The organism is Paenibacillus sp. 7516 (assembly GCF_002272715.1).
Taxonomy (GTDB): domain Bacteria; phylum Bacillota; class Bacilli; order Paenibacillales; family Paenibacillaceae; genus Paenibacillus; species Paenibacillus illinoisensis_A.
On record NZ_NPBI01000040.1, the window covers coordinates 98,621 to 124,420 of the forward strand.

At 49.9% G+C, this 25,800-nt stretch carries 21 protein-coding genes and 1 riboswitch; of the genes, 18 read left to right on the plus strand and 3 right to left on the minus strand.

Going from position 1 to position 25,800, the window contains the following annotated elements:
* The first annotated feature begins 49 nt into the window (after positions 1 to 49).
* From CHI14_RS27055 to CHI14_RS27070, 4 genes are all read left to right on the plus strand, one after another.
* Positions 50 to 925 (plus strand): sugar phosphate isomerase/epimerase family protein, encoded by an 876-nt coding sequence (locus CHI14_RS27055; protein WP_095293108.1) that lies wholly within the window; start codon positions 50 to 52, stop codon positions 923 to 925.
* A gap of 12 nt (positions 926 to 937) precedes the next feature.
* Positions 938 to 1,810: a sugar phosphate isomerase/epimerase family protein gene (locus CHI14_RS27060; protein ID WP_095293109.1), complete on the plus strand. Its 873-nt coding sequence runs from the start codon at positions 938 to 940 to the stop codon at positions 1,808 to 1,810.
* A gap of 223 nt (positions 1,811 to 2,033) precedes the next feature.
* Positions 2,034 to 2,270, plus strand: coding sequence for a DNA-binding protein (locus tag CHI14_RS27065; protein ID WP_095293111.1), 237 nt, complete (start codon positions 2,034 to 2,036; stop codon positions 2,268 to 2,270).
* A gap of 303 nt (positions 2,271 to 2,573) precedes the next feature.
* Complete coding sequence (locus CHI14_RS27070; protein ID WP_095293113.1) at positions 2,574 to 3,002, plus strand: VOC family protein; 429 nt, start codon at positions 2,574 to 2,576, stop codon at positions 3,000 to 3,002.
* Between the two features lie 79 nt (positions 3,003 to 3,081).
* On the opposite strand, the gene CHI14_RS27075 is transcribed toward CHI14_RS27070, so the two are convergent.
* Entirely contained in the window at positions 3,082 to 3,930 is an 849-nt protein-coding gene (locus CHI14_RS27075; protein ID WP_481856458.1) for a hypothetical protein, read from the minus strand.
* A gap of 209 nt (positions 3,931 to 4,139) precedes the next feature.
* Here CHI14_RS27075 and ytxJ point away from each other — a divergent pair, with 209 nt between their 5' ends.
* The 8 genes from ytxJ (at position 4,140) to CHI14_RS27115 (ending at position 14,585) form a co-directional block, all read left to right on the plus strand.
* A complete protein-coding gene (ytxJ, locus tag CHI14_RS27080) occupies positions 4,140 to 4,679 on the plus strand; it encodes a bacillithiol system redox-active protein YtxJ (protein ID WP_249281256.1) in 540 nt (179 codons plus the stop codon).
* 290 nt (positions 4,680 to 4,969) lie between these two features.
* Positions 4,970 to 5,047, plus strand: coding sequence for a K(+)-transporting ATPase subunit F (gene kdpF, locus CHI14_RS30865; protein WP_183526548.1), 78 nt, complete (start codon positions 4,970 to 4,972; stop codon positions 5,045 to 5,047).
* Between the two features lie 36 nt (positions 5,048 to 5,083).
* The gene (gene kdpA / locus CHI14_RS27090; protein ID WP_095293116.1) at positions 5,084 to 6,763 is read left to right on the plus strand and encodes a potassium-transporting ATPase subunit KdpA; all 1,680 of its coding nucleotides are present in this window, start codon (positions 5,084 to 5,086) and stop codon (positions 6,761 to 6,763) included.
* 186 nt (positions 6,764 to 6,949) lie between these two features.
* Positions 6,950 to 9,004: a potassium-transporting ATPase subunit KdpB gene (kdpB, locus tag CHI14_RS27095; RefSeq protein WP_095293147.1), complete on the plus strand. Its 2,055-nt coding sequence runs from the start codon at positions 6,950 to 6,952 to the stop codon at positions 9,002 to 9,004.
* A gap of 261 nt (positions 9,005 to 9,265) precedes the next feature.
* Positions 9,266 to 9,826: a potassium-transporting ATPase subunit KdpC gene (gene kdpC, locus CHI14_RS27100; RefSeq protein ID WP_095293117.1), complete on the plus strand. Its 561-nt coding sequence runs from the start codon at positions 9,266 to 9,268 to the stop codon at positions 9,824 to 9,826.
* 130 nt (positions 9,827 to 9,956) lie between these two features.
* On the plus strand, positions 9,957 to 12,296 hold the full coding sequence (locus CHI14_RS27105) for a histidine kinase (protein WP_095293118.1): 2,340 nt from the start codon (positions 9,957 to 9,959) through the stop codon (positions 12,294 to 12,296).
* Entirely contained in the window at positions 12,293 to 13,885 is a 1,593-nt protein-coding gene (locus CHI14_RS27110; RefSeq protein WP_249281257.1) for an ATP-binding protein, read from the plus strand. The genes CHI14_RS27105 and CHI14_RS27110 overlap by 4 nt, the downstream gene beginning before the upstream one ends.
* Before the next feature lies 1 nt (position 13,886).
* Positions 13,887 to 14,585 (plus strand): response regulator, encoded by a 699-nt coding sequence (locus CHI14_RS27115; protein ID WP_095293119.1) that lies wholly within the window; start codon positions 13,887 to 13,889, stop codon positions 14,583 to 14,585.
* A 102-nt stretch (positions 14,586 to 14,687) separates the two neighbouring features.
* On the opposite strand, the gene melA is transcribed toward CHI14_RS27115, so the two are convergent.
* Complete coding sequence (gene melA, locus CHI14_RS27120; RefSeq protein WP_095293120.1) at positions 14,688 to 15,989, minus strand: alpha-glucosidase/alpha-galactosidase; 1,302 nt, start codon at positions 15,987 to 15,989, stop codon at positions 14,688 to 14,690.
* A gap of 195 nt (positions 15,990 to 16,184) precedes the next feature.
* On the opposite strand from melA, the gene CHI14_RS27125 reads away from it, so the two are divergent.
* The 6 genes from CHI14_RS27125 (at position 16,185) to CHI14_RS27150 (ending at position 22,449) form a co-directional block, all read left to right on the plus strand.
* The gene (locus CHI14_RS27125; RefSeq protein ID WP_095293121.1) at positions 16,185 to 17,015 is read left to right on the plus strand and encodes an AraC family transcriptional regulator; all 831 of its coding nucleotides are present in this window, start codon (positions 16,185 to 16,187) and stop codon (positions 17,013 to 17,015) included.
* An 80-nt stretch (positions 17,016 to 17,095) separates the two neighbouring features.
* Positions 17,096 to 17,285: riboswitch (cobalamin riboswitch) on the plus strand.
* A gap of 163 nt (positions 17,286 to 17,448) precedes the next feature.
* Entirely contained in the window at positions 17,449 to 18,387 is a 939-nt protein-coding gene (nikB, locus tag CHI14_RS27130) for a nickel ABC transporter permease (RefSeq protein ID WP_095293149.1), read from the plus strand.
* A 1-nt stretch (position 18,388) separates the two neighbouring features.
* A complete protein-coding gene (gene nikC / locus CHI14_RS27135) occupies positions 18,389 to 19,222 on the plus strand; it encodes a nickel transporter permease (protein WP_095293122.1) in 834 nt (277 codons plus the stop codon).
* A gap of 14 nt (positions 19,223 to 19,236) precedes the next feature.
* Positions 19,237 to 20,832, plus strand: coding sequence for an ABC transporter substrate-binding protein (locus CHI14_RS27140; RefSeq protein ID WP_095293123.1), 1,596 nt, complete (start codon positions 19,237 to 19,239; stop codon positions 20,830 to 20,832).
* The gene (locus tag CHI14_RS27145) at positions 20,832 to 21,629 is read left to right on the plus strand and encodes an ABC transporter ATP-binding protein (RefSeq protein WP_095293124.1); all 798 of its coding nucleotides are present in this window, start codon (positions 20,832 to 20,834) and stop codon (positions 21,627 to 21,629) included. Before CHI14_RS27140 ends, CHI14_RS27145 begins: the two co-directional genes overlap by 1 nt.
* A gap of 19 nt (positions 21,630 to 21,648) precedes the next feature.
* A complete protein-coding gene (locus CHI14_RS27150; protein ID WP_170948287.1) occupies positions 21,649 to 22,449 on the plus strand; it encodes an ABC transporter ATP-binding protein in 801 nt (266 codons plus the stop codon).
* A gap of 252 nt (positions 22,450 to 22,701) precedes the next feature.
* On the opposite strand, the gene CHI14_RS27155 is transcribed toward CHI14_RS27150, so the two are convergent.
* On the minus strand, positions 22,702 to 25,560 hold the full coding sequence (locus tag CHI14_RS27155) for a DUF5704 domain-containing protein (protein WP_095293150.1): 2,859 nt from the start codon (positions 25,558 to 25,560) through the stop codon (positions 22,702 to 22,704).
* Positions 25,561 to 25,800 lie beyond the last annotated feature (240 nt).

Sequence of the window (25,800 nt, forward strand, 5' to 3'; positions counted from 1 at the left end):
CTCAGACAGTATCCTGTTTTGAAAATACCAATTCACGGGAGGACATGACATGACATTAACGAACAAGATCGGTGTAATCGTGGATAGCTTCGGCGTAGGTGTGCGTGAAGGGTTGAAAAAGGCCAAGGATGTGGGTGCTGAAGGGGTGCAAATCTATGCGGTCAAGGGAGAGATGGATCCGGAAAATCTGTCTCCCGCGGCACGTAAGGAGCTAAAAAGCTATATTGATTCCCTGGGTCTTGAAATTTCAGCCCTGGTCGGCGACCTGGGCGGTCACGGATTTCAGGTGAAGGAAGATAACCTATGGAAAGTCGAGAAGTCCAAGCGAATCGTGGATCTGGCACTTGATCTGGGTACCAATATTGTGACGACCCACATTGGCATTGTCCCGCATGACCCTGCCTCAGAGGTATACGCTACGCTGCACGCAGCATGCGAAGAGCTTGGTCAGTATGCCAAAAGTGCAGGGGCGTACTTTGCAATTGAGACAGGACCGGAGACGGCAGCTGATCTTAAAGGATTCTTGGATACCCTCTCAACGAACGGGGTTTCGGTCAATTTTGACCCGGCTAACATGGTGATGGTGACGGGTGATGACCCGGCTCAGGGTGTGCGTCTGCTGAAGGACTACATCGTACATACCCATGTGAAGGATGGCGTACGCCTGAAGGAAGTCGACCCAAGGGATGTATACGGTGCAGTGGGCTATGCGCCTATGGATCATGAGAAAATCGCCGAAATGGTATCCTCGGGTACCTTTTTCCGCGAGGTGCCGCTCGGAGAAGGCGGAGTGGATTTTAACAGCTATTTCGCTGCCCTTCAGGAGATTGGTTATACAGGGTACCTGACGATTGAGCGCGAAGTCGGCGATCAGCCTGAACAGGATATCCGCAAGGCGGTTGAATTTATCAAACAATACCGTTAGGGAGCTGAGAAGATGAAAGTGGGCCTGAGTACGTATAGCTTGTTGAACGATTTGAAGTCGGGCGAGATGACGGTTCTGGACGTGATCGACTGGATTGCGGCAAATGGCGGCGAGCATATGGAAATGGTCCCGTACGGCTACACGGTGGAAGATAACCCGGAGCTGGCTGATGCGATTCGGGAGCGTGCTGCTTCCGCAGGCATTGAGCTGTCCAATTATTCGATGCCAGCCAATTTTGTACAGGAGACGGAAGAGGCCTTTGAGGAAGAAATGGCCCGGGTCAAAAGGCATGTCGTTGTCGTGCACCGAATGGGTGTCAAACATATGCGTCATGACGTGACGGCCTTTACCTTGCCGAAAGAAAACATGACCATTGCCTGGTTTGAGCAGCATCTGCCGCTTATGGTTCGGGGGAGCCAGATTATCGCGGACTATGCCGCACAGTTCGGTATTACAACCACGATTGAGAACCATGGGTTCAGTGTGCAGGCAAGCGATCGTGTGCAACGAGTGCTGCAGGCTGTAGACCGCCCCAATTTCAAAACTACGCTGGACATTGGCAACTTTATGTGTGTGGATGAGCATCCGATAATCGGTGTCATGAAGAACTTGCCATACGCCTCCCTGGTTCATTTCAAGGACTTTTATTTCCGTCCATATGATGAACATCCGGGTGGTGGGGATTGGTTCACCACAACTCATGGCAATTTTCTGCGCGGTGCCATTGTGGGGCATGGAGATATCCCGATCCGGAAAATTGTGAAGCTGATCAAGGATTTTGGTTACGATGGCAACATCACGGTGGAATTCGAAGGCATGGAAGAGTGCAAGTCCGCCTCCCGAATTGCGATGGATAACCTGCGCCGATTTTGGGAAGAAGCATAAGGCAATCATGCGGTTTTATATTTCGGGCCACTTTATTTTAAAGTGGCTTTTTTGGCTCTTTTACAGAATTGTATTCGTGCAGACCGACCTGCGAGTGTCCTCTCAATATGCTAACATATATTGGTTCTGTGCAAGGATCAAGTGACGAGGATCACAAGTGTGGTATACTTAATCTATTCAGCCTGGAAATATACTGGCTATGGATAGGAGAGATCACTGATCTATGCAGGTATTTGAGGACTGGAATCAGAAAGTGAAGAAGACATTTAACGCCACCAACCCCGAGGTTGTATTGACCGTTTCTGAAGCAGGCACGTTGCTTGGTTTATCGAAAGATCAAATGAAACTGTACGTAGACAAAAATAAGTTAACCAAGGTGCCCATTATGCGAAGCGTGCATCGGTATTTGTTGCTGGAGAGCGAGATTGCCGACATCGTTAAGAAGAACAAATCCATATAGTCCTTACATCAGCCATCTTACCGACATGAGTTCGGGAGGTGGTTATTTTTGTTTATACGGGCTGAGGGGTTTCACCGGATTCGTCCTTCATGTATTCTGCTGATGATCTGTACGTTTGTACCGGGAATATTGACTGTGTTGACCCATTATATCAGAACAGTCCGGGGATAAGATCCGACCGGAAAGGGTATTGCTTTAAAGAAGGAAATACCTGCTTGTCAAAAGGACAACCTGTCCTATATACTCATGTCGCAAGCGGCAGGAATGGTTATCAAAACATGAGCTTAAGGAGATGAAGAACGCATGGCAATTAGTTTGAATGTATATCTTGTAACGGATGGAAACGGAAAGGAAGCAGTCGCGTTCTATAAAGAGGTTTTTAACGCAGAAGTGTTGGCCATTCAGACATTTGGTGAAGGTCCATCAAGTCCGGATCATCCGATTCCGTCAGAAGCCAAGGATCGCATCATGCATGCTTCTCTGCAGATCGGGGGCTCTGTGCTCATGCTGTCGGATACGTTCCCGGGCATGCCTCATGTCATTGGTAACAACATCAGTGTTACCGTGAATACGGATACCGCAGATGAAGCCAAGCACATTTTTAACAAGCTCGAAGATGGCGGAGAGGTGAAAATGCCAATCCAGGAGACATTCTGGAGCCCGGCATACGGCATGGTTACGGACAAGTATGGCGTGCAGTTCCAAATTAGCTGTACACCTGGCCAAGCATAACCATTTGTCTTCGCTCTATTCATAAAAAAGCAAAGACCCCCACTGCCTGAGTTCATCACGGGCTGGAGGTCTTTTTGGCTTAGACTTGCTTTTGAATCTTGGAAGGATTGTTGATCTTATAGGGCACCGGATTTCGAGTGAGCTTCTTCTTAATGATCTTTGCTTCAAAAGTAAGGACATCCCCGACTTCAAGCTCCTGCTTCTTCATCGTGGCACTATGGCTGGACCAGGCTTCACCAAGTTCAACGTGATCAGGCTCGGTGATGGCCACCCCTTCATAAACGATAACTTCATCATCATTGTCGGAGAAATGGTTTGGAACCGTTGTAAATTCCTTCACGACTGCCGTCATTTTCACTTTGCCTTCAGGCAGGTCAATCTTGACCGATTTCGCCTTGCTTGCCGTCTTCGCCTTCGGTTTCGCTTCACTGCTTGTCCCGCCTTGTGGGCCAACATATTCCTCTACGAGTCCATCCGGATCGCCTTTTAGTCCGGAATGGCTTTCACCGGTGTCGATGTCGATGTCCATGTCATTCAGATCAGATGGAATACCGTCCGAATCGGATATGGTATCCACGTCGACTGAAGCAGTAACAGCATGAGCTGTGTCCTCAGTCCGGGAACCGTTCAATGGCTCATTCGCCTTATCTGTTTCTGCTGCCGTCACGGGTCTCACATTGTAGCTCGACGCTTGCATCTCTTTCAGATAAGAGGGATGAATGCAGTGTTTCTGTTCATTATCCAGTTGGATGACGGCTGCCATATGATCTACATAACCAATGATGGTACAGGGCGTGTTCAGTCCGTTTCCTTTATAGTAGAACGTTTTGAGTTTGGTTGCTTTACCCGAAAGCAGGCCCCACTCCTGGCATTTTTCAATGAGTTCCTCATCGTTGTCCAGGGGAATGTAATGCTGGGGCTCTATCATAAAAGCATATGTCATTTCGTGATTCCGCCTTTCCATTGTTTCTCCATTCATCGTTTCCAATTTACAATCAGTGTATCACAAGTATATACCCGGAGATGCATTTTATAAAAGTCGACCCAAGGCATGCCTATGGTATAATTTGAGGAGAATCCAGGACTGAAAATTGTTATAGAACCTTATTATACATATCCTCTGAAAGGATGATCACCATGGAGAAAAAAGTGAACCCCCAAGCTCTATGGCTTGGATTAGGCCTAGCACTTGGAGTGAGTATTGGTACGGCAACGGATCAGCTCGCCCTCGGCATAGCTTTTGGCGTGGCCCTTGGCGTCGTGATTGGATCAGTGGTAAACAAACGGGCGATTGCCGGAACGGAAGATATGTTGAAGGAACATGTCCGTGAACTCCGCAGACAGGAAGACTGGGAAGAGGCACTTCAATCTTCGGAGGATCATCCTGTACTCATCCTGAAGCACAGCACCACCTGCCCGATCAGCGCGAGAGCGTACCGCGAGTTTATGGCATTTGTTGGCTCCAATGCGTCCGATCCCAAGCAGCAGATGGACTATCATATTGTCAAAGTCATCGAGAATCGCTCGCTCTCCCGCCGAATTGCGGAGGAAACAGAGGTACATCATGAATCACCACAGGTGCTGCTCCTGGATCAAGGGCAGGTCATCAAGCATACATCGCACGGCAAAATCACGAAGAAGAGACTGCTGCAATGGGCGCAGAATCCGTTTGGATAAAGATCAAATTACCGATAGACCCGTTTTCTTTCAGCCAATGGCGAAGGAACGGGTCTATTTTTACGTTTTTTTTACACCCTGGCAGGGATTTCTTTACCCCCTTTTTACAGCGTTCAGGTATAAGATTTTACACGTAGCAGGTTGAAAGAACGGTAGTGAGAGGGAGGAAGGGCATATGGTGAATGATGCTGCGATGATCGGATTGGTTGTGCTGCTGTTCGTGGTGTTCTGGGGTTTCATTAAGTTCTGCGAGAGAGCCTAGGGCTATAGCCAGAGAGGGGAAGGTGCATATGACCGTTATAGGAGTGATTGTGCTGGCACTGATGGTCTATCTGGGCTATGTGCTGGTGAAGCCGGAGAAATTCTGAATCATTTGGATCGCAGATTAGGGAGGAACTATGGATATGGGTAGCGGTTTATTACAAGTGGCGGTCACGCTGCTGATCATTATACTGCTGGTTAAACCGGTGGGTAGTTATCTGGTCAACGTATTCGATGGCAAGCGGACAGGACTGGACCGGATCTTTGGCGGACCTGAACGACTGCTCTATCGATTAATGGGAGTTCGGGAGAATGAGTCGATGGGCTGGAAAAAGTACCTTTCTGCTGTGCTCATTTCCAACTTCGTCATGTTGATATTGATGTTTCTGGTGCTGCGGCTGCAGCAGTTTCTGCCGCTCAACCCGGATGGCATCAGCAATATGCCTGCAGCGCAGGCGTTTAATACAGCAGCATCCTTCATGACCAACACCAACTGGCAGTCTTATACGGGCGAGAATGCCCTGTCGTATCTGTCACAGATGCTGGCCGTGACGTTCCCGATGTTTACATCGGCGGCAACGGGCTTCGCTGTAGCCATTGCGTTCATCCGCGGACTGGTTGGCCGGAGGGATGAACTGGGGAACTTCTATGTCGACCTGGTACGGTCGATTACAAGAATCTTTTTGCCGCTGAGCTTCATTGTGGCCTTATTCCTGGTCTTTCAGGGTGTGCCACAGACGCTGGCAGGGGCGGTGAACGCGACCACGCTGGAAGGCGGAGAGCAGACGATCACCCGTGGATTGGTTGCTTCGCTCGAGTCGATCAAACACATTGGTACGAATGGCGGCGGCTGGTTTGGAACCAATGCAGCTCATCCATTCGAGAATCCAACGGCACTGGCGAATCTGGTCCACATTGTCTGCATGATGCTGCTGCCCACTGCACTGGTGTATGCCTTCGGGCTGATGGTAAACAACCGGAAGCAAGGCTGGGCGTTGTTTGCAGCGATGAGCTTTCTGTTTCTTGTGATGCTCACCACTGTTTTTGTATCAGAGTACCGCGGTGTACCTGCGCTGGATGCCGCCGGCATTCAAGGGAATATGGAGGGGAAAGAGGTCAGGTTTGGGATAGCCGAATCGGCGTTATTCACGGCAGTGACTACAGCTGCGACAACGGGATCCGTCAACAATATGCATGAGTCGCTCACGCCGCTCGGCGGAATGGTGGCACTTGCTGAAATGATGCTCAATAACGTATTTGGCGGTAAAGGGGTAGGCCTGCTTAACGGATTGCTGTACGTCATTCTGGCCGTGTTTATCTCTGGACTGATGGTAGGACGGACACCTGAATTTCTGGGCAAAAAAATTGAAGGGAAAGAAGTAAAGCTCGCATCGATTGCGCTGCTGATTCATCCCTTGATTATTCTGGCTCCTACTGCACTGGCGCTTATGCGGCCCGAAGCGGTTGCCTCGATTTCGAATTCAGGCATGCATGGCCTGACCGAAGTGCTTTATGCTTTTGCATCGGGTGCTGCCAATAATGGGTCCGCCTTTGCCGGACTGAATGCCAATACGGACTTTTACAATATCGCCATTGGTGTGGTGATGCTCCTGGGAAGGTACATCTCCATGATTGCCATGCTCGCGATTGCAGGATCCCTGGCAACGAAACGAGTAGTTCCGGTAACAACGGGTACACTTCGTACTCATACCCCTTTATTTGCAGGGATTCTGGTGATGATGATTGTGGTGGTCGGAGCGCTCACCTTCTTCCCATCACTGGCGCTTGGGCCGATCGCTGAGCATTTGGCGATGCTCCGGTAACGGGCAGACAGTCTATGAAACGGAATACGGGAAGTGCAGCAAGGACGTTAAGCATGGAGGTGCACGAAATTAATGGGTGCTATAGAGCGAAAGAAGGAACACATGGTGGAAGGAACAAGTAACCAAGTAATCGCAGAAACAGACAAAGAAACGCATAGACCAAGCGGAAAGGGTGGGGGAAAAGAGATGAATCCCCGCCACCAAGGTCCAAGCAAAAGGAGATTAAGTGGGGACATCGTACGGCAGGCCTCTCTGGACGCCTTTAAGAAACTGAATCCGATGGTCATGATCAAAAATCCCGTCATGTTTATTGTGGAAGTTGGCACGTTCATCACGCTGCTCTTATGTATCGATCCGAATCTTTTTGCTGTATCGGAAGCGGGACGGGGGTACAACATGGCGGTGTTCCTCATCCTGTTGTTCACGCTGTTGTTTGCCAATTTTGCTGAAGCACTCGCCGAAGGCCGGGGCAAAGCCCAGGCAGATACCCTGCGCAAGACGAAATCGGATACGACCGCCAAATTGATGCAAAAGGATGGGACTATTCGGCAAGTATCATCGACTCAGTTGAAAAAGGGAGATATTGTCCGCGTGGAAGCAGGAGAACTGATCCCCACGGACGGCGAGATTATTGAAGGATTGGCCTCCATAGACGAATCAGCCATCACGGGTGAATCGGCACCGGTCATCAAGGAAGCAGGCGGAGATTTTTCCTCTGTAACGGGAGGTACACGAGTTACTTCCGACTATATCGTAATGCGGGTACAGACCGATCCGGGAGAATCCTTCCTTGACCGGATGATCTCTCTGGTTGAAGGTGCGCAGCGCCAGAAAACACCAAACGAAATCGCGCTGACCACGCTGCTGGCCGTATTGACCCTGATTTTCCTGATCGTCATTCTGACGATGGTTCCGATGGCGAGTTACCTGGGCATTCGTCTTGATTTGGCGACACTGATCGCTTTGCTGGTTTGCCTTATTCCTACAACAATAGGCGGCCTGCTGTCCGCGATCGGGATTGCCGGAATGGACCGGGTCACGCAGTTCAACGTGCTTGCGATGTCAGGGAAAGCGGTGGAAGCGGCGGGGGATATTGATACGCTGATTCTCGACAAAACCGGAACGATTACGTACGGAAATCGCATGGCCTCCGAGTTCATTCCCGTTCAGGGTGTGACCGTGCAGGAGATGACCCGGGCAGCGCTGCAGGCTTCGGTTCGTGATGAGACGCCGGAAGGACGGTCGGTGGTGGAGCTTGCAGGCAAGCAGGGAGAGCGCTGGCCGGAGCAGGAATATGCAGATGCGGAAAGTGTGGAGTTTACCGCCGAGACCCGTATGTCGGGTCTCAATCTTGGCAGCGGAATGCAGATTCGCAAGGGCGCAGTAGATGCCATCAAGCATCATATTGCCTCCCGGGGTGCACGAATTCCTGCCGATCTGGATGACATCGCCAATCGCATTGCCAAGGCCGGAGGCACTCCCCTTGCCGTTGCGATCGATGACCGGATCTACGGTGTAATCTATCTGAAGGATACAGTGAAGCCAGGTCTGAAGGAGAAGTTTGCCGAGATGCGGTCCATGGGCATCAAAACGATCATGTGTACAGGCGACAATCCACTTACGGCAGCCACGATTGCGCTGGAGGCGGGCGTGGATGACTTTATTGCTGAAGCGAAGCCAGAAGACAAGATCGCCGCGATCAAAAAAGAGCAGCAGGCAGGCAAACTTGTCGCCATGACGGGTGACGGTACCAATGATGCGCCTGCCCTGGCGCAGGCCGATGTGGGCCTGGCGATGAATTCGGGTACCATGGCGGCCAAGGAAGCGGCCAACATGATTGACCTGGATTCCGACCCGACCAAGCTGCTGTCGGTGGTCTCCATTGGGAAGCAGCTGCTGATCACACGCGGCGCACTGACCACCTTTTCGATATCGAATGATATTGCAAAATATTTTGCCATTATCCCGGCGATGTTTATTATCGCCATGCCGCAGCTTCAATCGCTGAATATTATGAATCTGGCTTCACCGCAATCGGCCATTCTATCGGCATTGATTTTCAACGCAATCATCATCCCGCTGCTCATTCCGATTGCGATGAAGGGCGTGAAGTACCGGGCCATGTCTGCCGAGCGGCTGCTCGGACGCAATGTGTTGATCTATGGTGTGGGTGGTGTAATCGTGCCCTTTATCGGGATTAAGCTGATTGACCTGATTCTTTCGGGGCTTCATCTGGTGTGACATCAACCCATATAAATTGGACTCCCTTTTACACAAAAACGGAGAGGGCGGAACAAATCTGGAGAAGCGAAGCGTTCGCCTAAAAGCTTTCTGCAAGAAAGCTGCATCGGAAGCCTAAGCGATCCACGGATTTTCTCCGTTAGGAGAATAGTTCAAAAAATTCGGGGATAACAGCGATCGGAAGGTTGTTCTGACCACGTAGTGAGATAGTGTAACAAATTGATTCAAATTGACAAATAACGAATTCAGGATGTGACTGATATGAAGACCATACTGCCTGCCATCCGCTTGTCTGTTGTTCTTATGCTGATCTGCGGCATCGTGTATCCGATGGTGACGACTGCTGCGGCACAGCTGCTGTTTCCAGCAGAAGCGAATGGTAGCCTGATTACTCAAAACGGGAAAGTGATCGGTTCATCCCTGCTGGCACAGGAAGTAAAATCACCAGCCATGTTTCAACCCCGTGCATCCAACGCGAGTTATGACCCGACGGCGTCGGCAGGCTCTAATCGGGCTGTAGCCTCGGCGGAGTATATTGGTGAGATGAAAGATAAGATTGCGCAGCTTAGACAGGAAAATCCGGCACTGCAGCAGATTCCTGCCGATCTGGTGACTGGTTCGGGCTCAGGTCTGGATCCTGACCTTTCGCCAGAAGCAGCAAAAGCACAGATTCCCCGAATTAGTCAGGCAACGGGCCTTGGTGAGCAGCAGCTCCTAGAACTTGTGGAAGCGCATGTTCAAGGGCGTCAGCTCGGCATATTCGGCGAGCCGCGTGTCAATGTGACTGCACTGAATCTGGCGCTGACAGCAGAGCTGAATTAGCTTGCAGGAATGTATCTGAGCTCAAGTCAAAAGCGACATGGATTGCCTTATCTATCATTGGCCTTCTTTCGGATTTCGGAAGGGGCTTTCTCCATTTTAGATAATAGGAATGGAAAGGGGACATCAACGGATGCATGATAGCTTCAAGCGCAGATCAGCCGAGGACATCCTGAAGATGATTACGAAGCTGCAGCAGGGCACGCTCACCATCTATATCGGTCCGGTCAGCGGTTCAGGCAAAACCTATCATATGTTAAGGGAAGGGAATACGCTGCGCCAGCAAGGCATTGATGTCGTGATCTGCGCGGTATCGACCATGCAAAGACCCGAAACCGTTGAACAGCTCGGCGAGCTTGAACGGATTCCAAGTATTCACTGGTGCCGTCAGAGAGATGGCATGGAGATGAAGGATCTCAATATAGATGCTCTGCTGGAGCGCAATCCGGAAGTGGTGCTCGTTGATGGACTGGCGCATAGAAATCGCGAGGGAGCTCTGCATGCTACGAGGCTGGAGGATATTCAGTATCTGCTGAAACACAACATCAGTGTCATCACAACGGTGAACGTCTACGAGCTGGAAGGGTATACCGAACTGGCCCGTAAACTCACAGGGTTTGCGGCAGAGTATACCGTTCCTGCGGGGACACTTGAATTAGCTGACGAAGTGAAGCTGATCGATGTGACACCGGAAACGGTTCTGACCCGGCTTGCTGAAGGACATTTGAAGGGTTATGAGAGAGAGGCTTTGTTTAGACAAGGCAACCTGGGCATTTTACGGGAACTGGCGCTGAAACTCGTTGCTGAAGGAGTCAATGAATCCCTGCGCGAATACCGTGAAGAGATGGGTATTACCATGACAACAGGCATCATGGAACGGGTGCTGGTATCGACCCAATATCACTGGAATGGATCCATTTATATTCGAAGAGGGCAGCAGATTGCGAAGAGACTGAATGGTGATTTATGTGTGGTTACTTTCCGTGACAAGAAGAAGACATTGACCAAGGAAGCCACGGTATTTCGCCGAAACATGATCAAGCTGGTGGAGAAATTCGGAGGAGCATTCGAGGAATTGCCTATGACGCATCGTCGCAGGATTCCATCCACCTTGGCACGTTATGCTGCCAGGCAGCAGATTACGCGTATTGTGATGGGACACTCACGTCATACCCGCTGGCAGGAATTATGGCAAGGTTCAGTCATCAACTCGCTCCTGCACAAGCTGCAGGGGGTAGATCTGTTCCTGCTTGCAGACCGAACCGAACTGGATGGAGAACGATTACTTCCCGCGAAATTGCCAGATACCGGCAGCACAACCTATCGCAGATTAAGCGATCAAGAAGTGAAGAAACAGATCGGCCAGATTCAGCGAGGCAAATTCAAAGTATACATCGGTGCAGCCCCGGGCGTAGGCAAAACCTATATGATGCTGCGGGAAGGCAACGATCTGCTCCGTAAAGGCATTGATGTCCGAATCGGCTTGCTGGAGACGCACAATCGGGCCGAGACCATGGAACAGATCGGACAGCTGCTTGTCATTCCACGGGATCGTCGGACATATCAGGGAGTGGCATTGGAGGAAATGGATACGGAGGCTATTCTCCGTCTTTGCCCGGAAGTTGTGTTGGTGGATGAACTGGCCCATACCAATGTACCCGGAAGCTTAAGGAAAAAACGTTACGAAGACGTGCTTCATCTGCTGGATGCAGGTATCTCGGTAATCACGACCGTTAACGTACAGCATCTGGAAAGCCTAAACGATGCCGTAGAGCACATTACGGGAATTCGGGTCCGGGAGACGGTGCCGGATCAGATTCTGCAAATGGCAGATGAAGTGCAGTTAATCGATGTTGCACCTCAGGCCTTGCGGCAGCGCATGCGGGAAGGTAAAATCTATGCAGCAGCCAAGGTGGAGCAGGCACTTGCGAATTTCTTCCGCATTGGCAATCTGATTGCATTGCGGGAACTTGCTCTGCGTGAACTGGCCGATGATGTGGATGAACGGCTGGAAGCGAAGGAGCAGAAAAGTGCGCTTCGGGGCCCTTGGCGAAGACAGGAAGCAGTCTTTGTCTGTGTAAGCAGTGACAAACATGCGGAGCGGTTAATTCGCCGTGGTTTTCGCACGGCATATCGGTTGAAGGCCGTATGGCATGTACATCATGTACATGTAGGCAGGGCAATGAGTGACGAAGTAAAGAATCAGCTGGAGGCCCTGGAACAGCTAACCGTCAGGCTGGGTGGTGAATTTCATGTTCATCACAGTGAAAATTTGAGGGAAGTATCAAGTATTTTGGCAAGCAAGGCAGCAGAGGAAAAAGCAACGCAGCTGGTGGTTGGTCAAGCGAAGAGGCTCTGGTGGCTAAATAGCTATCGTGGTGCCGGATCGGTGGTCAATCGATTGGTACGGCTGTCCAGACATATGGATGTATTAATAGTTGCAGATTATGATTATGATCCAAGCGGGATGTGAACAGTACTGTGCTTGAACGAAACACAGAAGAGAAGGGGATTTCTCGGCTGCACCGGATTCCCCAATATGTATGGGTAACCATTGGTATTACCTTGTTAACCCCACTGCTTCATGTCATCGGCATGAGTAGTGATCTGGTTAACGTCTCACTCATTTACCTGTTTCCCATTTTGGTGAGCGCCGTTTACTGGGGATTGGGCCCTGCAATCTACGCAGCGAGTCTTAGCGTAATCATGTTTGACTTCTTTTTTGTGCCTCCGCATCTCAGTTTTACCGTTGCGGATTTGCGATATATTTTTTCCTTTATTGTGTATTTGGCCGTAGCGTTGTTAACAGCCACACTTTCCAGCCGCTTGCGTCAGCAGCTGGAGATGGTGAGAAAGCGGGAAGCCACCACCAATTCATTGTATGCGCTTAGCCGCCAGCTGACGGCAGTTACAGATCTGGATACACTGGTCCACCATATTGCCAAGCAAGTATCACACACACTGGGTACCCAGGCTGCCGTATATTTGCCTGATGCTCATGGTGAGCTGAAAGTAACGGCATCTGCTGATGACCAGGAAACCGCAGTCTGGGGTGGAGAGGAATCAGAGATCGCGATTGCCAAGTGGGTGTACAGGAGTGGCGAAACTGCGGGGAGAGGTACTACCAGCCTGCGGGAATCCTCCGGCCTATACGTTCCCTTGCGTACGGAAGATCAGATACACGGCGTGCTTGCCGTTTGTATGGAGGCCAGCGATATTAAGGAGTTGCGGGAACAGCTGCAATTGCTGGAGGCCTGTGGAGGGCTGGCAGCCAGTGCAATTGCTCGCGTCAAACTGGCAGAGGAGGCAAGAGTGGCACAGATGACTGCCGAATCAGAGCGCATTCGTACGGCTTTGCTGGACTCTGTGTCCCACGAACTGCGGACGCCCTTAACGACGATCATTGGATCCGCTACAGGATTGATCGAGAATGACGCCATATTTACCCCGGAGGATCGGAAAGAGTTGACGGGCAATATTCGGGATGGTGCCATGCGCATGAACCGGCTGGTGACCAATTTGCTGGGCATGGTGAAGCTGGAGAGCGGTATGCTGCAGCTGCGCAGGAAATGGTGTGACGTCGGGGACATGATCAGCGTGGTGTTAATGCAAGTAAGGGAATTCAGCAAGAATCGCAGCATTCGTGTGGATTTGCCGGATCAACCGTTATTTATCAGTGGAGATGAAGTACTGCTGGAACAGGTACTGATCAATGTTGTCAGCAATGCCATTAAATATTCTCCTGACTATAGCGAGATTGTCCTCTCTGTTACGAAGGATGAGAGAAATGCCAGGCTGACCATTGTGGTAGCGGACAATGGCGTGGGTATTCCCGATGCCGACAAGGAGCGGATATTTGAGAAGTTTTATCGGTCGGAATCCTCTCGTCATGTGACGGGTACAGGACTGGGACTGGCCATATGCAAAGGGATCGTTGAAGTTCACGGAGGAACGATTGGAGCAGATCCCAATCCGGGAGGCGGAACACGAATGAGCATCTGTTTGCCCATGGAAGCGACGGAAGCATTATTTCCCTATAGAGGACAAGGAGAGGTTGAGTAACATGACGGCATCGCAAGGGGCACGCATATTGGTTGTAGATGATGAACCACAGATTCGCAAACTGCTGAAGGTGACCCTGCAGGCTCATCAATTCGAAATTCATGAATGTGGAGATGGCGACGAGGCTGTCGTTCAGGCAAGCATCGTTCATCCGGATCTGATCATACTCGATCTGGGTCTGCCGGGGATGTCCGGGATGGACGTGCTGCATCGTCTCCGCGAATGGTCCCAGGTGCCCGTTATTGTGCTGACGGCGAAGGAGCGCGAAGAAGACAAGATTGCTGCGCTTGACGGTGGGGCCGATGACTATGTAACGAAGCCGTTTGGCATGGGTGAACTGGTTGCCCGGATTCGGGTTGCACTCCGCCATGTGGCGAAGACAACCGATGAACCTGTGCTGCGTTTTGGGTCTCTCACTATAGATCTGGCACAAAGGCAGGTGGATCTGGACGGCTTGCCGATCAAATTAACACCCACAGAGTACGATATGCTCAAGGTTCTGGCCTCCAACGCCGGAAAGATCATTACCCAGCGCCAGCTGCTGCAGCAGGTATGGGGTGGGCATCATCACGAATCCGACAGTCACTATCTGAGGGTCTACGTGGGTCATCTGCGCAAAAAATTAAAAGAAGACCCTACGCAGCCAAAATTCATCCAGACCGAGCCCGGAATTGGTTATCGCTTTTTGCTTCAGGATTAGTTTGAAAATGGATCAAGAATCCCATAAAAAAGCGCCGGAGCCTCCTGGATTTACAGAGGTTTCGGCGCTTTTCTAACAATTAAATAAAAACGATCTTTTGCTTTAGGATGTATACTTCGGCAGCCAATCCCCATGAGCCTCGATCAGTTCATCGCACATGGCAACGATGTCATCAATGGACAGCTCGGCAGCAGTGTGCGGATCCAGCATGGCGGCATGATAGATATGTTCCTTCTTGCCCGTCATGGCAGCTTCAATCGTCAGCAGTTGGGTGTTGATGTTGGTGCGGTTCAGTGCCGCCAGCTGTGGAGGCAGGTCGCCAATGTAAGTTGGGCTGATTCCGGATCCGTCCACGAGACATGGAACCTCGACACAGGCCTCACGAGGCAGGTTGGTAATTAGGCCAGTATTCATTACATTACCGCCAATTTTGTATGGGCGGTTCGTTTCCATCGCTTCCATGATGTGTGAAGCGTATTCACGGCTGCGCGTATGTTCAATATGTTCACTGGCAAACAGCTTCTCACGCATTTCCTTCCATCCTTCAATCTGGTTCACGCAGCGGCGCGGATATTCATCCAGCGGGATGTTGAAGCGTTCGATCAATTCTGGATAATTCCGTTTGATAAAGTATGGATGGTACTCAGCATTGTGCTCGGAAGACTCCGTTACGTAGTATCCAAAACGATTCATCAGCTCGAAACGCACCATATCATGATGCTGCTCCTTCTGCTTCTCCCTCGCCAGGCGTTTAATCTCCGGATACAGATCCTGACCATCTCTCGTCACTTCCAGCAGCCAGGCCATATGGTTAATTCCTGCAACTTTTGCAACTACACCTGTCTGATCCATTCCCAGCGCCTCAAACAGGTGAGGCACGCATACCTGCACACTGTGGCACAGACCTACCGTTTTGATTCCGCCATGCACGTTCATGACATTGGTCAGTACGGCCATCGGGTTGGTGTAGTTCAGGAACCAGGCGTTAGGACATACTTCCTGCATGTCCCGGGCAAAGTCGAGCATGACGGGAATGGTACGCAAATTACGGAAGATACCGCCAATGCCGAGGGTGTCAGCAATAGTCTGACGCAGTCCGTATTTCTTCGGTATTTCGAAGTCCGTAATTGTACATGGATCATATCCGCCCACTTGAATGGCGTTAATGACATATTTGGCACCGCGCAGCGCTTCTTTGCGGTCTGTGTATTTTTTTATGGAACAACGGCTTCCAAGAGAACGGCCCATACTGGTCAGCAGTCGCTCCGAATCATTCAGCCGCTCGGCATCGATATCATACAAGGCCAATTCAAAATCCTGCAGTGCTTCGGTCATCATGACGTCACCTAATACATTTTTGACAAAAACGGTGCTGCCTGCACCGAGAAACGTAATTTTGTTCATCTCAAGTCCAGCCTCCCTGAATAATGGTGTACCCCAACTATAGGCCGATCCGGCTTATATAACTATGGTTCAACCTCTCTCATACATGGCATAATCCCATTTTTGGTCCCGCTTTCAGCTGATATTTAACCAATATACCTGTTATAATCTGAAGTAAGATAAATATTGATATGGAAGAAGGGAAGGAGTGAGAAGGTGAGCCCAATCGAGATGAACGTGGTGCCCATGGACTGGACACAGATGGAGCTGGTGCTGCTTTTTTTCGGCTGGGAGGATTGTGATCCGTCTCATTATTGGGGTCCGGGGGTACGAGATTCCTATGTGGTTCATTACATTCATGAGGGACGGGGAACCGTTCATATGGAAGATAAGGAGTACCATTTGACGCAGGGTCAGGGCTTCGCCATTCTGCCGGATACCATCATTCATTATGAGGCCGATGCGAAGGAGCCTTGGACATACTCCTGGTTCGGTTTTAAGGGCGTACATGCCAAGACTTTCATGCAGCGGGCTAACCTGAGTCCAGAATGCCCTGTATTTGAAGCCAAGGATCCAAAGGTAATGGATGGTTTGTATGCAGAGATGACTCAAGCCTCCTCGCGCAATGGTGGAGATGTATTCAGCCAGAGTCTGCTGTACCGATTAATTGCCGAACTGATCTCCTCCTCCCCTGATGAGCGTAAGCCGCAGAGGCCCCTTTCCACCAAGGATGAATACATCAGACAAGCGGTCCAGTTTATGGAGAACAGGTACAGCCAGAAGACGTCCATCCTTGATATTGCGCAGTCCGTGCGTTTGGATCGTACCTATCTGTCCGGTCTTTTTAAGGAGAAGTACGGGAAGTCGCTGCAGGCTTTTTTTCTTGAATACCGGATGAATCGCGCAGCAGAGCTGCTGCAGAGTTCAACGCTTTCGGTCAGTGAGGTTGCCCATTCTGTGGGGTATACGGATCCGTTGTTATTTTCCAAGATGTTCAAGCGTGTGACAGGGGTTTCCCCCAAAGGTTCGAGAGAGCAGCGGGAGTAGGCTGATGAGCTGTTTCAAATTTGAATAAATGCTTTGATCATTATCTGTGAGCCAGCTATACTGGTACAGAATGCATTTCAATTGAATATGTGGAACTGGGTGCTTTACCTTCGGGTAGAAGCTTAATAGGGAAGACCGGTGTAATGCCGGCGCGGTCCCGCCACTGTAACAGAGGAGTCATGCTGCGTTATGCCACTGGTTTAGACCGGGAAGGTGCTGCAATGACGAGGATTCTGGAGCCAGGAGACCTGCCTAGTTTAACAACACAGTAGTACCTACGGGAGATAGGAAGGTGTTTAGAGAGCATGATTTTTTCTGAAAATCTGTTTATTTAAGACGTCCTTATCCGGTACTAGCGGAGAGAGACGTCTTTTTTGATATGCATGGACAAGTCATGTACGGGGTTGGAGATTGGGGAGAGGATGTCAGACATGTGAGTAGATATATTGTGAAAAGATTCATTCAGCTGGCAGCCGTGTTATTCGGCATTTCGTTTCTGACGTTTCTGCTAACCTATCTGTCTCCGGGGGACCCGGCAAGGCTTATGCTCATGTCTACAGGGGTCACTCCGTCGGACGAATTGGTACAGCAGGTGCGTGTCCGGCTGGGACTGGATCAGCCGTTTTGGATACGCTACGGAACCTGGCTGGGACAGGTAATTACCGGAGATTTCGGAACGTCCTATAAATACGACAGGCCTGTGCTCGACATTCTGCTGTCCAGGCTTCCAGCCACGCTTCGGCTAACAGGAAGTGCCCTGCTGCTGGTCATTCTGATTGCGTTTCCACTGGGTGTTTTGTCGGCCGTCTACAGAAACAACGTGCTGGATTACGTCATACGCCTGTTTTCGTTTGCCGGGTTGTCCATGCCGAGCTTCTGGCTCGGGATGCTGCTCATGCTGGTGTTTGGCGTACAGCTCAAGCTGCTTCCCGTCATGGGGAGTTCGGGCTGGAACAGCCTGATATTGCCTGCATGCACACTGGCGTTACCTCTGATCGCCCAATATATCAGGCAGATCCGTACGGTGATTCTGGAAGAGATGTCCCAGAACTATGTAACGGGGGCCAGAGCCAGAGGCGTGAAGGAGAGAGTCATTATGATGCAGCATATTTTACCCAATATATTATTGCCCATCGTTACGCTCATGGGCATGTCTACAGGCGCCCTGCTCGGCGGGGCAGCCATTGTGGAAAGTTTGTTCGTATGGCCGGGTGTAGGGCAGATGGCGGTGGATGCCATCTTTACAAGGGACTATCCTCTGATTCAGGGCTATGTCATCTGGATGGCAACCATCTATGTATTGCTGAATCTGATCGTTGATCTCTGGACACATCTGCATGACCCGCGGATTCGACTGGACGTGGATGTCTAAAATGAGAGAATTTAAGCTTATTCTGACACAGCATCGCTGGTTCACGTTTCTATGTTCATTGACCCTCCTTTGGGTCATTCTCGCCATGATTGCGCCGCTGCTCGCACCGCATGATCCACTGGCAACGAATTTTGCCAAGGTACTGCAGCCAGCCAGTTCGGAATATCCGCTTGGAACCGACCAGCTTGGACGCTGCGTGTTATCCCGTCTCCTTTACGGGGCCAGGACGTCGCTTCTGCTTACATTTATGATGATCGGAATTGTGTTTGTGCTTGGTGTAGCCATTGGTGTTATCGCAGGTTTTGCTCGTGGCCTGACAGATATAGTGCTGATGCGGTTATCCGATACACTGATGGCCTTTCCAGGATTAATCTTCGCCATCGCAGTAGTGGGGATGCTGGGGCCTGGCCTGTTTAATACGGTAATTGCCCTGGCTGTTGTCTGGTGGGCGAAGTATGCACGACTGGCAAGAAGTCTGGTGATCTCGCTTCAGCAAAAGGAGTATGTCGCTGCGGCAGCCTTCAGCGGCGCGCGGAAGATTCAGATCATCACCAGAACCATCCTGCCCAACATGCTGTCTCCTCTCATCGTCATGGCGATGATGGATGTGGGCGGCATGATGTTATCCATCTCAGGCCTGTCATTTCTGGGGCTGGGTGCTCAACCTCCCGAACCGGAGTGGGGGGCGATGCTGAATGAAGGCAGACGATATTTGCAGACAGCTCCGTGGTTGTTGATTTATCCGGGACTTGCGATATTTTGCACGGTGATCATTTTTAATTTGCTGGGCGACAGTCTGAGGGATGTGCTGGATCCCAAGAAAAAGGCAGCTTAACAGGAGGAACGGGAATGAATTCGAGATATGGAAAAACGCTAACGCTTACCGTACTGTCATTATTGATTTTATGTATTATCGCAGCTTGTGGCCAAACCCCAACAAATACCTCCACCTCATCATCATCTGGCGAAAAGGCGGCTGAGGCTGTTAAAGGCAGTGCAGGTACACCGACTCATCTGAATGTGGCGTTATTCTGGCTAGGAAGTAATCTGGATCCGGCAGAGGAGTGGAACGGCTGGACCCTTACACGGGCAGCAATAGGAGAGACCCTGATTCAGTTTGACGAAAATATGAAATTGGTACCGAAAATTGCGGATAGCTGGGACCGTATTGATGATACCACATGGCATTTTCATATCCGGGACGGTGTAACGTTCCATAATGGTAATAAGGTTACTGCAGAGGCGGTCAAGAAGTCTATTGAACGTTCCATGGAGCTGAATGAGAGAGGACAATCGACCTTGCCGGTGGCTTCCATGACTGCAGAAGGCCAGGATCTCACCATCAAAACAACGGAGCCTTATGCCTCCCTGCTCGGCAATATTGCTGAACCCTTGTTTGTGATTGTGGATACGAGTGCAGATACATCCCAATTCAAGAGTGAACCTATCGCTACAGGTCCATTTATGGTCACTGGATATACCCCGGATCAGGAGATTCAGGTGAAAAAGTATGACGGGTACTGGGACGGGGCAGCCGATGTGGATACCATTACATTCAAATATATCAAGGATGACAGCACACGTGCCCTTGCACTGCAATCGGGTGAGATTGATGTAGCCAGCAACGTGGGACGAAGCAGCTTGGCATTATTCCAGGATCAGAGTCAATATACGATTGACGAAATCCCGAGTCTGCGTACGCAGTTTGTATGGTTTAATACGCAAAACCCGCTGCTGAGTGAGCCGGACGTACGACGTGCAATCTCATATGGCATAGACCGCGAGATGTATGCAAACACACTGGTGGGTGGTCAGGCGGCCAAAGGACCGTTCACCTCGGCTCTGCCTTTTGGCTATGATCAGGTCAAGGGGTATGACTATGAACCGGAGACTGCCAAGAAGCTGTTGGATGAGGCTGGCTACAAGGATGCGGATGGGGACGGTATTCGGGAAAAAGACGGACAGAAGCTCACGCTTCAATTGATCCTCAATTCAGCTTACGAATCGGACTGCATTGTGGCTGCTGCAATGCAGTCCCAGCTCAAGGAGATTGGAGTTAATCTGGAAATGACCTCTTACGAGGATCTGACTGATCATCAAAAAAGCGGGAACTACGATTTGGCTCTGACCAGCATTAATACAGGGATTACCGGAGATCCCCAGTATATTCTCGACTTTTATTTCAAAACAGGAGCGGAGTGGAACATCGGTGGATACAGCAATCCGAAGCTGGATGCGGTGATTCAGCAGCTGCATTCCGAATTCGATGTGGAGAAAAGATATGAACTGGCTGCAGAAGCCCAGCAGATGATTCTGGATGATGCGGCATATATGTTTATTACCTATACTCCAATTAACATTGTAAGCAAGAGCACCGTTCAGGGTGCGACGATGTATCCGATCGACTTTTATCTCCTGGATCGCAATATTCAGGTTGGGCAATAATGAACACTTTACTGGGTGTAGACCGTCTTTCTGTAGTGTATAAGAGTGGTTCACCCGCACTGCAGAATGTATCGTTTGCAATGAATGCCGGTGAGATTATCGGAATTGTGGGCGAGAGCGGAAGTGGTAAATCGACGTTGCTTCGAGCTTTGCTCGGCATGCTTCCAGACGGTGGACAGTATGCCGGGGGAGACATTGTTTTTCAGGGAAAATCGATATTTAGTTATTCGCAGAAGGAATGGGGCAGCATACGCGGCAAGCGGATGGCTATGGTTTTTCAGGATAGCGGTTCTTATCTGAATCCCATCCGTACAGTAGGAAGTCAGTACATCGAGGCGATCCGTACACACGTTGAACTATCGAAGAAAGCTGCCTATGCCATGGCGGTGGACATGCTCTCACAGATGGGACTGGATGACCCCGAGCGGATGATGAGCATGTATCCCGGCCAGCTTAGCGGAGGCATGAAGCAGCGAACGGCAATTGCCATGGCGGTAACGATGGAGCCAGAACTGCTGCTTGCCGATGAACCGACCAGTGCGCTGGATGTAACCACTCAGGTTGAAGTGATCAAACGATTGATCAGCCTTCGGGCAAGTCAGGGAACAGGGATGATCATTGTGACGCACAATATTGCCGTTGCAGCCCATATGGCAGACTACATCGGTGTGATGCAGAACGGGTCACTGGTTGAGTTTGGACAAACTTCAAGCATTATTACAAGTCCACGTCACGCATATACTCGCGAATTGCTAGCTGCAGTACCTGAATTGGAGGGGAATACGGATGGTAGATGAGAGGATACCCGTTCTGGAAATGAGGAATTTAAGTAAAACCTACGAATCCAGGGGCCAAGTAGCCCATGCAGCATTGCAATCGATCAATCTGAAGCTGTATCCGGGAGAATGTCTGGGAATTGTAGGTGAGAGCGGAAGTGGCAAGAGCACCTTGGCCAAATGTGTGACCCATCTGGAAAAGGCAACCTCCGGGCAGATCATCTATCGTCAGCAGGATATTACTTGGATAAGGGGAGAGGCTTTGCGGCAGCAGCGCAAGCAGATTCAGATGGTTTTTCAGGAACCTTCGGCAATTTTCAATCCTCGCATGAGGGTGGGATCGTTTATTCTTGAGCCTTTATTGAACTATAAACTGATCAAGCGCAGGCAGGGGGAAAAGGAAATTCACCGTTTGCTGGACCTGGTGGGGTTGCCCGCTGCGATTGCTGACAAGTATCCGCACGAAATCAGTGGTGGGGAGCAGCAGCGAGTGGTTATTGCCCGGGCGATCGGAGTGCAGCCGGATGTAATTATATTTGATGAGGCTACCTCGGCACTCGATGTTTCCATTCAGCAGCAAATTTTGAATCTGTTGGTCCGATTGCGTGAGGAGACAGGGATTTCATGTATCTTCATATCACATGACCTGGCCGTGGTGCAGCAGGTTAGCGATCGCACTGCGGTTATGTACAAGGGTGAAGTCGTTGAAGTGTTGGAAAGTGCGCAGCTGAATCGTGCAGCCAGTCATCCCTATACGCGGAACTTAATGGCTTCGGTGTTGTCGGTCAGAGAGATCAAGAATAAGATGCGAGAGTATGCCTTTCATGGCATCACGGGCTAAGTTAGTTGGTACGATGTATTGTGGTTTTTATAATTAAGCGAAGAAAAAGGATTATTCCGGGTCATGGTGGTGACGGCCGGAGCAATCCTTTTGCTGTATAAGGACTATAAAAAATGATGAACTGATGTTGAAAAGTACTACAATGTACGCAAACCGGTTATGCAAACTGCTATGCACACTGATGTATGTAAACCAATGTATGCAAGCATGGGAGACTCGACCAAGTATTAAGCATCGCTTGCTGTCTTTATTTTAATGTGGCACTTGGGATTGGAAGTCGTTTCGGCTCGACCAATTGGCATGGTAGAAGACAACATCCCCGTCTTGAACGGGCCAAGTATTGCCTTCAGTATCGACCGGATTGTTCTGAAAACCCTCCATTTGCCACTGATTCATCAGAGGTGCATAGATGTACTGGAGATGAGGCGCGTCAGTATCGCCATTTCGCAGACTTTCAATATTGAAGTTGACCACGATATACCCATTTCTCAGAAACACAGGGGACTTTTCATCCAACTGATTTTGTCTCGCAAGAGGCTCCAAATTCGTGCCTTTCGGCACGGCATATACATCGGCTGGCAGGCTGTATTCTCCATACCAGTGCTGGATGGCTGCATTTGCCCGATCCAAGTTAACGCCTTGCGGGATGTCCGTTTTGGGCCCGATCAATGTGCGAATGGAGGAGGGCAGGATCATCCAATCATAACGTCCCACCCACGTTTTCTGGTGCGAGATCTGATCGACGAAACGAATCATGTATTCTGCCAGTGTGCTTTGGCTCTGCTCCCCTTTGGTCAGTTCATAGGTGTATCGATAACGGGCAGTATCACCCAGTTCCGTACCAGGAACATTCCGCAAACGGGCATTCAGAACCACAAAGCGTTTCTCCAAATCCTGTGCAGATCCGATACGGATAAATCTTTCCTGTCCTCTGTGGTAATACAGATCTACCTCCTGCCGGGAGGTACCATCCTCGTTCACGAAATGAAAAGTTGGCGTAATCCGTACCCCATCCTGCTGACCAAACATATTACCTTTCGTTTTGAGGTCAAACTTGATATGGTACCCGGTTTTTACAGCCACATTTTTGAATCCCTGTATTGGATGGCTGCCTGGACGAATGGGCAATACGAAAGGTGCCAGGTTGCCACGAGGGTCACCATCTATACGATTCAAGCCTATCCAATAGCTGACTCCCGTTGGCTCCGGGCTGCCCGGCTGCTTGCGAAAAACATTTTCCCAGTTATAGTCCGAAATGTCGGTGACGTGAAAATCGTATAGCCTTCCGATGACGTCGACTGGAACCGTATCGGCAGCTACGTGATGGGCCAGGTTGGTGTTGGCATCCTGCTGTTCGGTGAAGTTGGAGGGTGCGTTCTCCGCAATGTTGCGGAATTCAATTTCATAGTTGCCCTCGTCTATCCATACCGGGAGGTAAAAGCTGGTGTCCAGCTGGTTTACCGGGATATCTACCCAGGTCTTGGCCGGGATAAACTGGCTTCTATTCGCGGTATAGACATCGAACGGGAATTTCACCTGTTTCATTCGAAAATATTTGGCATAGTCCCGATGACCATAACCAGGGTAACTTGCTGCGTCCAAATGCTGACCAGTCGTTGGAATACGGACAATAAATGGACGTTCCAGAATCAGTGCTGACCGGGTTAGATCCGGAACCGTCTTCTGATTATGAGCCTGATCATCCGATACCAGGGCGTAGTTTACGACAGGGGTGTGCACGGTAACGGTGTTAATGCCGTTAATCGGGAAATCTTTGTTGGCGCCGCCGTTTATATTACCAGGAAGCAGATCGTAATAAATGGTACCGGAACTTGGCGTGTTTTCTTTGTTAACCAGCGTGTTACTAATCATGTTATTTGGCTTATAGAGGACATCCTGGCCAATCGTTGTAGGGTTAGGAATATTGGATGGCGTAGGTCCGTCCTTGGTCGCCTCCGTGTCATCCATAATCTTGGTATTGTTAAATATGACCGAGTCATTATTCACTTTTGCCTGAGGGGTGTTGGACTCCGCCATTCCCTTCAAACGCGATGTATCATCCGGCACATCTGGAGGTGCATTCAGCCCGCCTGTTAGTTTAGGTGGGTTATAGGAGATAGACGTTGTTTGCCCTGGTCTGACGTGGCTCTCCACGTTGTCATCGTTTTTGGATACCAAAGTTGGCGGTGTATATCCGGTTGGAGTCATGGTGACCAGTTCACCCGGCAGGGCATAATTCTTCATGGTCGCTTTTGCGATTTTGTACACTTCAAGATTATTAATTTTCCAGTACGAGTAGTCCCGTGTAATCTGGAAATTGTATGGTTTGGTTACAGTATCATTGGCAGGAACAGGAGGACCGTCTGTGCAACCATCCTCGGTACAGAGCGGTGGTCCGGGAACCGTCCATTCTCTGTCATAGGATAGCGTAACACTGCAATCATACGTAACTTTGCCCGACATTTTCGCCCAGGCCTGCTTGAAGAGATAGTTGTCAGCAAATGCATTGGTATACAGTGACTCAGAAGTAGGGATTCCTCTCAGTACATTGAATGTCTCATTACCTCTGTTATCAGACTTTATTACACCGTTAGCATTTGGATCAAGGTCACTCATGCTCATGATGGTTCCTGTAGATGGTGGCCCGATTGTCGGTGAACATCCAACATCACTTCCGCCCCCATTGCCTCCGCCACCCCCGTTCCCGGGATCTTCTTCTACACCAATCGTTGTGGTTGTCGTCAATTGGAAGTCGTCTTTCTCCCATAGTACGGTGATGGTGGTAGTACCCCTGCTTACGGCTTGGACTAGCCCTGAATTACTAACGGTTGCCACAGCGGGGTTGGAGGAAGTCCATGTCGTCCGGCCATTACCGCTATTTACATTGGTTTCAGCACCAAAGCTTCCATCACCAGTTTTGGTCTTTACGGTTGCATTTAATTGCTTGGATTGGTTAATGGTGAGTTGACCGCCATTGGTGAGGTTGATTTCTTTGGTGATCTCGGCCAAAGCTTTCCAGTAGAGGTCAGTTCTGAATATATAGTCCGCAGACCATTTCGGGGGATTGTACTCTCTGGTTGCAGTAGGAGCAATCGCACCCCCGATTTGCATCTGAAACTTGGTGTTTAAACCATCAAATTCATCTACAGATATTAATATTGGATCTCCGATTCTATAGTAATTAGTATTATCCATATAATGAGGTTTCTTGGATCTTTCAGTTATTTCGGAAGACGGGTGAGTTTCATCATTACTATCTTTGTATTCAGTTGGTTTGTATGAGTCTCTATCGAGAGTTACATTCATGCATACCCTAGATGACTTAGGCAAGTTTGTTGAGACATCATTAGT